Below are 8,988 nucleotides of genomic sequence, written 5' to 3' on the forward strand. Positions count from 1 at the left end.
GCGACCGCCGCCGCGATGTCGTCCGCCGACACGGGCCGCACCAGGGCGGGCGCCACGCGCACCTCGCCGCCCTGGTCCGCGCCCGCCACGGCCATCGCCTCGACGCACTCGAAGGACAGGGCGGCACGGACGATCGAGTGGGGGACCGGGGAGCGCCGCACCTGCTCCTCCAGCAGCAGCTTCGCGCGGAAGTAGCCCGACAGCAGCCGCTCGGCCCCCATGAAGGACAGGACCACGTGGTGCTCGGCCCCCGCCGCCTCGGCCGCGGCCAGCAGGCGCGCGGTGGCGGTGCGGAAGTACTGCAGGCTGACCGGTTCGGCGGGCGAGGGCGTGTCGGTGACGTCGACCACGATGTCTGCGCCGCGCAGTGCTTCGGCGAGGTCCCTGTCCGTGACGGCTCCGGGCCGGTCGCAGCCGGACAGGGGGACGACCTCCACCCCGTGGTCCCGCAGCCCGGCGACCGTCCTGGAACCGAGCAGACCGCCGGCCCCTGCGACAACGACTCTCATCCGGGTCCCTTTCGTCCGCGGGGCCGTAGGCCCTCCGATGTCCTCGTGACGGCGCAGTCGGCCGCTCCACCTGCTGTGACCGCGCCCGTGCCGCGGTTGTGACACCACCGCGGACGGCTCCTGCGCGCGGTGGGGGAGGCGGGAAGGAGGGGGACGTCACACCGGCGGGTGCTGTCCGGTCATAGGGGGGAGCAGCGACGTCCGCCCGGACAGGACGACGGTGGTGGCCGCCGCCGGCCGATGTCGGTACATCAGCCGTGCGCGACGGCGGCATACCATCATTTCTGCACAATTCGGGCATAACCATGGAGGTGCAGCGCAGTGTCGGAGACACAGGGCAGCAGCAACGAGCAGCCGCGGTCGGAGGCCTGGAAGACGGCGGTGACGATGCTGCAGGACGCCAAGCCGCCCTTCATCCCCGAGGGCGCCTCGGGGATGACGATCGCCGTCGAGTGGCCCCCCGGCGACCCCGGGACCCCGCCCCACCGCCACTCGGGGCCGGCCTTCGGGTACGTGCTCGAAGGAGCGGTCCGGTTCGAGCTGGAAGGCGAGCCGGAGCGGATCGTCAAGGCCGGTGAGACGTTCTGGGAGCCGGGTGGGGACGTCATCCACTACCAGGACGGCAACGCCCTGCCGGACGCGCGGACCCGGTTCGTCGTGACCATGCTGTGCGCGCCCGGCCAGCCGATGCTCACCCTGGTCGAGGACGGGGAACTCGCCCAGCGCGCCCACCTGCGCGCCCCGCGCCCGCCGCGGACCGGCGCGTGACCACTTCCGCACCGGACGGCGGAGCGCAGCAGGAGTGCGGAGCGCGCTACGGCGGGCTGCGGGCCGACGCGGTGCGCAACCGCCGCAGGATCCGTACGGCCGCCGCCGACCTGCTCGCCGAACAGGGCGCGGGCGTGTCGCTCGACCGGATAGCCCGCCTGGCCGGGGTCAGCAACGCGACGCTCTACCGCCACTACGCCAGCCGGGACGACCTGCTGACCGACGTGGCCGAGCAGATCGCGGCCGTGGCCGCGGCCGCCGAAGCACGGCTGGCCACGAGCGATCCCCTGGTCGCGCTCCGCGGTTTCCTGGAAGCCATGGCGTCCGCGCGGCCGGCCGCGCTGTACTGCCAGCCCGAAGGCGCCGCCGACGGGCCGCGGGCCCGCGTGGCCGGCGCGACGCGGCGGCTGCTGTCCCGCGCGCAGCGTTCGGGACGCGTACGTGAGGACATCACCGCCGAGGACGTCCTGGCCGTCGTGGCCCAGCTCGGCCGCCCCCTGCCGGGCGCCACCTGGCGGGCCACCGAGGACAGGTGCCCGCGCCTGGTCCGGCAGTACGTGGACGGCCTGGTCGTGCCTGCCTCCCGGACACCGCACGAGCCGTACCACCTGCCCCGGCGGTGAGCCGGGCGTATTCCGCGCCCTTCCCGCGCGCTCCCCGCCCCCGGCCGGATCACCGGCCGGGGGCGGCGCGTTTCCCCGACGCGGGGTCGGGCGATTCCCAGTGATCACCCCCTCCCTTGGACACGGACCCGATTCCCGCCGACCGCGAGCAGTTCGGTGTGTCGCGGTGGGGACATGGCGCAATCGCGCCACGTGGGCGAAGTGAAGTGGACGAATCGTGCGGGGTGCCAAATCGACGTTTCTCTTTGCGATACGCGTTCCCTGGCGGGCTGATCCGCGCGTGTCGGTCTTGGCCTGCGGAAACGAGGGGCGAGGACCGTGTGCATGCTGTGTCCGGCGCTCGGCGGCACCACTCACTGCGACAAGATGAAATCGCGTGACGGTCATCAAATGACAGCAGCGTAGCCATTATTGACCGTCCGGTGAATTGTTGCCGGCCAATATGTGGCCCTGTTATCAACGGGCGATGATCACTTCCTCGCCCGGCCGGCGATTCGCCAGAGCCGGGGTTCTGACGGCCACGCTCATATCCCTGGCCGTGACGGATCCTGCGGCAGCGCAGGTTTCCTCCGGTTCCGTTGGGGCGGCGCATTCCCCGGCGGTCCGCTTCGCCTCCCATGAACTCACCCTGATCACCGGTGACCGCGTCACCGTGACGGAGGACCCTTCAGGCAACCAGAGCATCACGGTCGCCCCGGCCCCCGGCCGGGAGGACATCGCATTCGTCAAGCGCAAGGGCCCGGACGGCTGGTCCGTCATTCCCGCCGACGCGTTGGCGTCGGTGGCGGCCGAACGGCTCGACCAACGCCTGTTCAATGTCTCCGCCCTGGTCGGACAGAAGCACACCGGCGCCTCCGGGCTGCCGCTGATCGTGGAGTACGGTGGTGAAGCGCGCACCGCAGTGACGCGGCACGCGGAGGGCGCCGGGACCGTCCGCCCGATTCAGGGCAGCGCATTCGCCACCGTTACCCAGCGCCCGGCAGACGCGGGGGAGTTCTGGAAGGACGTCGCCCCGGCGGCGGGTGCCCGGACCCTCGGTCTCGGGCTGCGCCACGTCTGGCTGGACAGCACCGCCAAGATCCCGCAGGACCGGACGTCGTCGCGCAACGGAAGCCGGAACACCGGGAAGAAGCTGGACGAGACGGTTGCGCACATCGGCGCGCCCCAGGCCTGGGCCAGGGGCTACGACGGAAGCGGGGTCAAGGTCGCCGTCCTGGACGGCGGCTACGACCCGAACCACCCGGATCTGAAGGGTGTGGTGACCGAGACCGCGAACTTCACCACCGACCCCGACATGACGGACCACAACGGCTTCGGCACCCACCGCGCCTCGATCGTCGCCGGCTCCGGAGCGGCCTCGGACGGACTGCACAAGGGCGTGGCCCCCGGGGCCGAACTGCTCATCGGCAAGGTCTGCTACGCCGGCGGCGACTGTCCCAACTCCGCCATCATCGAAGGCATGGAGTGGGCCGCCCAGCACGGCGCGAAAGTGATCAACCTCAGCCCGTACGACGTCGACGCCCCTGGGCAGGACGCGCTGGAGGCCGCGGTCGAGTCCGTCACCGAGAAGTACGGCACCCTGGTCGTGGCGGCCGCCGGATCCGGCGACACCCTCCAGACCGTCGGCTCCCCCGCCTCGGCGGAGGCGGCGATGGCCGTCGGGGGCACCCGCATCGACGACGAACGCGCGGGTGGCTCCGCGATGGGACCGCGGATCGGTGACTGGGGCCTGAAGCCCGACATCGTCGCCCCCGGTGCCGACGTCCTGGCCGCCTGGGCGGGCGGTACCGGCCCGGACGACTACTACATCTACGACAGCGGCACCGGCGTCGCGTCTCCGCACGTCGCGGGAGCGGCGGCCATCCTGATCCAGGAGCACCCCGACTGGACGCCGGAGCAGGTCAAGACCCAGTTGATGACCACGACGGTCGGCGGCTCCGAGCCGGGCGCCTACCGGCAGGGCGCGGGCCGGGTCGACGTCGCCCGCGCGGCGGGCCAGAGCGTCACCGCCGAGCCGAACGGACTGGACTTCAAGCGGATCCACTGGGCCAACGCGGGTCGGCCCCCGGTGTCGAAAGCCCTGACCTACCGCAACCCGGGCAGTGAGCCGGTCACCCTCGACCTGTCGACCAAGGTCACCTACGACAACGTGTCCCCGGCCCCGGACGGACTGTTCCGGCTCAGTGCCGACAAGGTCACGGTTCCGGCGCACGGCTCGCAGACGGTCACGCTCACGGGCAGTCCCGAGGCCGCGGGCACCCTCTACAAGGCGTTCAGCGGTGCGGTGAAGGCGGTCAGTCCGGACGGCGCGGTTTCCGTGCGGACCCCGATCGGCATGGACATCGAGGAGCCCTTCTACGACCTGAGCATCAAGGTCATCGGCCGTACCGGCCACGCGCCGACCTCGGCGGCCGTATCCGTCGACGCGTTCGACAGCCGGCTGGGCACGGTCTACCCGGTGGAGATCGCCGCCGACGGCACCGGCACGGTGCGGGTTCCGCGCGGCACCTGGTCGATCTCGGGCCTGATCTTCGACTCACCCTCCGACGACCCGTCGAAGACGCAGACCACCGTCGTGGGCGTCCCTCGCGTCGCGATGCTCGACCACAGGACGGTCACCTTCGACGCCCGCAAGGCCAGGAAGGTCACGGCCGGGGCCCCGCGGCCCGCTCTGCGCATCACCGGGGCCGGCGTCGGCACCGTCAGCAAGGGCGCCAACCTCGGTGTGGAGCTGCCGGGTGCGATCGGCCGCGCGCGCCTGGACGACGTCTACGCCCTGCCGACCGAGAACACCGGCTACAGCGGGTTCGGCTACGCCCTCGCCACCACGTGGGAGGAGCCCTCGGACCACTCCGGTACTCCTGTCACCTACCACCTCACCCGGCCGGTCGTCGGCGGCATCCCCGCGGACCCGGGATACACCCCCCGTACCTCGGACCTGGCGAGGGTGAACACCACCTTCGCGGCGGCACGTACCGGGACCACCGCAACCCGGCTGCTCGACACCTATGTCGCAGGGCTGCATTGGAACACCGACAGGATCACGTCCGTTCCGGTTCCCTCCCGGCGGACCGACTACTTCTCGGTGTCCGAAGGCCTCGAGTGGCAGCCGGCCTTCGACCAGAGCCCGGTGTTCGGGGGAGACGACACCGTGATCCCCGGGCAGACCTACGTCGGAGGACGCCGGACCTACCGGGCGCACACCACCACGGAGGAGCGCTGGAACGGCGCGGTCCAGGCCTTCGGCATCGTTCCCGGCCAGGCGCTCAACCAACGGGAGGGCGACGAGATGCGCTTCACCCTGCAGATCGGAGCCAACGGGAACCTCGACCCCATCGTCGGCAGCGGAACCGGCATCCTCCAGGGCGAGCTCCGGCGCAACGGCGAGGTGGTCTCCGACTACCCCTTCACGGACGTCACGGTTCCGCAGGACCCGACTCCCGCGGACTACCTGCTGAAGGCCACCTACGACCGCGACCCCGCCCGCAGCGACATCTCCACCGGCGATTCCGCGGAGTGGCGGTTCCGCTCCGCCGGTACCGCGCAGCCCACGTCGCTGCCGCTGTACGCGGTGCGCATGTCGCCGGAGCTCGACGAATGGAACCGCGCCCGAGTCGGCAGCACGCTGGAGATCCCGGCCCACATCCAGCGTGAGGCGGGGGCCCCGGTGTCCGCCGTCCGCACGTTCACCGTCGAGGTCTCCTACGACGAGGGCAGGACCTGGCAGCGCGCCGAGGCCAAGGGCTCGGGCATGCATCGCACCGTGAAGGTGTCCCACCCGAAGCGCTTCTCGGGCGGTGCCGTGTCCCTGCGCACCTTCGTCGAGGATGCCGCGGGCAACTCCTTCAAGCAGACCGTGCTCAAGGCCTATCTCCTCAAGTAACGGGCCGTACGACCGCTGACCCGGGCCCGCCGGACGACCGTCCGGCGGGCCCGGCGTACTCTCCCCGGTTGCCCGGTTCCGGCCGCACGGTCAGCGTGACGCTCCCGGGGCGGCGACGTGCTTCAGCACGAAGCCGGTCACGACGTCCGCGAACCGCCCGGGGCGCTCGAAGTGCGCCAGGTGGCCCGTGTCCTCAAGGACGGCAAGCTGCGCACCGGGGATCCGCTCGTGGATCATCCGCGCCCACCGCGGTCCGCAGATGAAGTCGTCCGCGCCGACCAGCACCAGCGTGGGCGCCGTGATGCCGGACAGCCGCTCGCGGACGTCGAAGGCGGGGCCCTCGCCGAGGGAGGGTTCGGCGTACATGCGCAGGGACCCGCGCGCGGGCCCGAACTCGTCCTCGCGTCCCCAGTAGTCGACGACGTACGCCGGCAGGATCGTCCGCAGGCAGTCGGTGGCGCCGTCGTCGTCGAGCTCCCCGAGCGGCGCCGTCAGGGCCTCCACGTAGGTGGCGACCTCGGGGTGGTCCGCGACATGACGGCGGGCGAACCGCTCCATGTTGGCCACGGCGTCCGCCCAGAACTCCTCGCCGGTCACCGGGGACGTGTCGTACAGGACGAGGGAGCCGAGGTGCTCCGGGTGCTCCAACGCGTACTGCTGGGCGACGAAACCACCGTACGAATGGCCGAGCAGCGTCACCGAGGGCTGCGCGAGGTGCTCGATCACACCGTTCACGAAGTGCGTGTACGTCGCCAAGGTGTAGTCGCGCGGGTCGGGCAGGCGCCCGGACGCGCCGGTGCCGACGGGCTCGACGTACACCATCGTGAACGCACGCTCCAGGAGCGGCATGCGCAGGTACTCCCAGCCGATGCCGGGCCCGCCCGAGAGGGCGACGCACACCGGGCGCCCGGCGCCGGCCACGTGGTACCGCTGCGCGACGGCGGCGCCCTTGTGGTCGACGGTGATCGTGTGGGTACCCGGGGCGAGTGGCCCGCCCGTGCTGTCGGCGGCGCGGGGGAGGGCAGCGGGCGCGGAGGAAGCGTTCACACTGTTCACATGTTGTGTCACAGTGTCAGTCTACGTCCGCGTCCGGGCGCCCGAGTCCCGGCAGGCCCGGCAGGCTGCGCAGGGACTCGTTCACGGTTTCCAGCCGGGCGTCCACCGCGGTGATCTCCTCCTGCAGCCGGTGGACGTGCGCCTCCAGGGCGGCGGCCTCGGCGGCCAGTGAGAGGACGATCGCCCGCACGTCGGGGGCGTCATCGGTGTTCGGGAGCATCGTTGTCCTTCCAGGCGGATCAGCCGTCAAGACGCGAACGGCCGGAGGAGGGGGGCAGGGGAAACCCCCTCCTCCGGCCGCTCACCCGGCGCGGAGCGCCGGTCAAGCACACTCTTGACAGTCCAGCCGTCGGGATTGTGACAACGACGCGCCAGGGCCTCGTGGCCCCGGGTCGTCAGCCGGCGGCCCGGTACAGACCGCGCCCGGCGCGCTGGACCCTGGAGCCGCCCACCAGCCGGTCGAGCGTGCTGCGCACCGCGTTGATGCTGCCGGCGTTCTCGTCCCGGCCGAGAGCCGCCGCGACCTCGCGCGCCCGCACCTGCGACCCGCCTGTCGTGGCGAGGTAGTCGAGGATCTGCTCGGTGAGCCTGCCGTAGCCGCCCGCCGCGGAAGCGCCGTTCCGTTCCGCCGTGCCGTCCTCGGCTTCCTCGGACTGCGCTTCGGCGGTCCGTGCTTCCCCGGCCCTCTCCTCCTCGGCCCTCGCTTCCTCGACCTCCACGACGGGAGGCTGCCGTTCCTCGGCCTGGGTGCCCGCGGCCGCGACGGCGGGAGCCGTGACCGCCAGGTGGCCGAGGGCGCCGAGTGCCCTCCGCACCGATCCCAGGTGGGCGACGACCGCCGCCAACTCCCTTTCGAGTGCCTGCTTCTGCAGCTCGAGGCGCTGCAGTTCTCCCTGCAGGGCTCCGGCCGTGACCTGGAGATCCTCGGTCGTGTGCGCTGCTGAGACCATGTGTCCTCTCATTCCCGGCCCCTGGGGGCCAACGTCCGCGCACACAGATTAGTACGGCGAACACACGCGGTGACCACGCGGGACGTCAACGGCGGTGTCCCGGACTACGGATCCACCACGGTGACCTCGCCGACGTCCTCGGCGTCGGCCGCGGAGAGCAGGGCCCGGGTCAGATCGGGGAACCTCTCGTCCAGCTCGGCGCGACGCAGCGTGACGTAGCAGCGCGTCCCCTCCTGGCGGGTCCGTGTGATGCCGGCCTCGCGCAGGATCTTCAGATGGTGACTCAAGGTGGACTTGGCGACGGGCGCCCGCAACTGGCCCCACCCGCGTTCCCTGCCGTCGGCCAGCACACGCACGATCCCGATCCGTGTCGGATCGCTGAGCGCGGCGAGGACGCGCGGCAGGCTCATCTCGCTCGCCTCGTGGGAATGCTGGTCCGCCATGGGGTCACGATAACCCGAATGTTCGAAGAATGTCGAACCCCGACCGGAGGTGGCCTACCCCCGGCGCGCCCGGTACAGGCCACGGCCCGCACGGTCCACGCGCGACGCCCCCACGAGGCGGTCCAGCGTGCTCCGGACGGCGTTGATGCTGCCACTGTCGCCGTCACGCCCGAGGGCCGCGGCGACGTCGCGGGCCCGCACCTCGGCGTCACCGGCCTGCTCGAAGAAGTCCATGATCTGCTCGGTGAGCCTGCCGTACGTCGTGCCGGTGTCGGCAGGGGACGTCACGTCCGCGGGGGCGGGGGCCGCCTCAGGGGTGCGGATGACCGACTGGAGGGCGCCCAGGGCCCGCTGCACCGAACCGAGGTGCGCAACGACCGCGGCGAGCTCCCTCTCCAGGGCCTGCCTCTGGGCCTCGAGGCGGACCAGATCCTCGTGGAGGCTCTCCGCGGTGTGCTCGACGTTCCGCGCCGCCCGGGTCACCGAAGCCATGTGATCCCCTCACCTCCGTGCGTTCCGCGTTCACACGGATGCACATGGTGCCGACCGATGGGCACCGTTCGTATCCCAATTTACGCGCCGAGGGGCGTGATGTCCCCACTCTTCGGGGAAGCCGTGGGTCAGTCGGTGGGGGTGATGTGGCCGTCGCGGAGTTCGAGGACGCGGTCGGCGAGGGCGAGGAGCTGGGGGTCGTGGGTGGCGACGAGGGCGGTGACGCCTTCGCTGTGGACGACGGCGCGCAGGAGTTCCATGACG

The 8,988-nt window shown here is 71.8% G+C and carries 9 protein-coding genes and 1 pseudogene; 3 read left to right on the forward strand and 7 right to left on the reverse strand.

Annotated features, from left to right (window positions below):
• Window positions 1-509: SDR family oxidoreductase (locus PV350_RS40955; RefSeq protein ID WP_500338487.1), on the reverse strand; the 509-nt coding region annotated here is incomplete at its 3' end.
• A gap of 387 nt (window positions 510-896) precedes the next feature.
• Here PV350_RS40955 and PV350_RS40960 point away from each other — a divergent pair.
• The 3 genes from PV350_RS40960 to PV350_RS40970 all read left to right on the forward strand — a co-directional run bounded on the left by PV350_RS40960 (window position 897) and on the right by PV350_RS40970 (window position 5,783).
• A complete protein-coding gene (locus PV350_RS40960; RefSeq protein ID WP_499516720.1) occupies window positions 897-1,277 on the forward strand; it encodes a cupin domain-containing protein in 381 nt (126 codons plus the stop codon).
• The gene (locus PV350_RS40965; RefSeq protein ID WP_499509627.1) at window positions 1,274-1,900 is read left to right on the forward strand and encodes a TetR/AcrR family transcriptional regulator; all 627 of its coding nucleotides are present in this window, start codon (window positions 1,274-1,276) and stop codon (window positions 1,898-1,900) included. The genes PV350_RS40960 and PV350_RS40965 overlap by 4 nt, the downstream gene beginning before the upstream one ends.
• Before the next feature lie 652 nt (window positions 1,901-2,552).
• Window positions 2,553-5,783, forward strand: a complete 3,231-nt coding sequence (locus PV350_RS40970) for a S8 family serine peptidase (RefSeq protein ID WP_500338489.1) — start codon at window positions 2,553-2,555, stop codon at window positions 5,781-5,783.
• A 90-nt stretch (window positions 5,784-5,873) separates the two neighbouring features.
• Here the strand turns inward: PV350_RS40970 and PV350_RS40975 are convergent, their stop codons facing one another.
• The 6 genes and pseudogenes from PV350_RS40975 to PV350_RS41000 form a co-directional block, all read right to left on the reverse strand.
• Entirely contained in the window at window positions 5,874-6,830 is a 957-nt protein-coding gene (locus PV350_RS40975; RefSeq protein WP_500338490.1) for an alpha/beta fold hydrolase, read from the reverse strand.
• A gap of 25 nt (window positions 6,831-6,855) precedes the next feature.
• The gene (locus PV350_RS40980) at window positions 6,856-7,059 is read right to left on the reverse strand and encodes a hypothetical protein (protein ID WP_499509624.1); all 204 of its coding nucleotides are present in this window, start codon (window positions 7,057-7,059) and stop codon (window positions 6,856-6,858) included.
• Window positions 7,060-7,234: 175 nt separating this feature from the next.
• The gene (locus PV350_RS40985) at window positions 7,235-7,789 is read right to left on the reverse strand and encodes a hypothetical protein (protein WP_499509623.1); all 555 of its coding nucleotides are present in this window, start codon (window positions 7,787-7,789) and stop codon (window positions 7,235-7,237) included.
• 104 nt (window positions 7,790-7,893) lie between these two features.
• Window positions 7,894-8,232: an ArsR/SmtB family transcription factor gene (locus PV350_RS40990; RefSeq protein WP_499509622.1), complete on the reverse strand. Its 339-nt coding sequence runs from the start codon at window positions 8,230-8,232 to the stop codon at window positions 7,894-7,896.
• Between the two features lie 54 nt (window positions 8,233-8,286).
• The gene (locus PV350_RS40995; RefSeq protein ID WP_499509621.1) at window positions 8,287-8,724 is read right to left on the reverse strand and encodes a hypothetical protein; all 438 of its coding nucleotides are present in this window, start codon (window positions 8,722-8,724) and stop codon (window positions 8,287-8,289) included.
• Window positions 8,725-8,852: 128 nt separating this feature from the next.
• Window positions 8,853-8,988, reverse strand: a pseudogene (locus tag PV350_RS41000) (ABC transporter ATP-binding protein); the annotation flags it as partial.

Origin of the sequence: Streptomyces sp. PA03-6a (assembly GCF_033792765.1) — a bacterium.
Taxonomy (GTDB): Bacteria; Actinomycetota; Actinomycetes; order Streptomycetales; family Streptomycetaceae; genus Actinacidiphila.

Coding starts and splice junctions, on each gene's coding strand:
- PV350_RS40960 (WP_499516720.1), top strand. CDS start 897: ATGCTGCAGGACGCCAAGCCGCCCTTCATCCCCGAGGGCGCCTCGGGG.
- PV350_RS40980 (WP_499509624.1), bottom strand. CDS start 7,059: ATGCTCCCGAACACCGATGACGCCCCCGACGTGCGGGCGATCGTCCTC.
- PV350_RS40985 (WP_499509623.1), bottom strand. CDS start 7,789: ATGGTCTCAGCAGCGCACACGACCGAGGATCTCCAGGTCACGGCCGGA.
- PV350_RS40990 (WP_499509622.1), bottom strand. CDS start 8,232: ATGGCGGACCAGCATTCCCACGAGGCGAGCGAGATGAGCCTGCCGCGC.
- PV350_RS40995 (WP_499509621.1), bottom strand. CDS start 8,724: ATGGCTTCGGTGACCCGGGCGGCGCGGAACGTCGAGCACACCGCGGAG.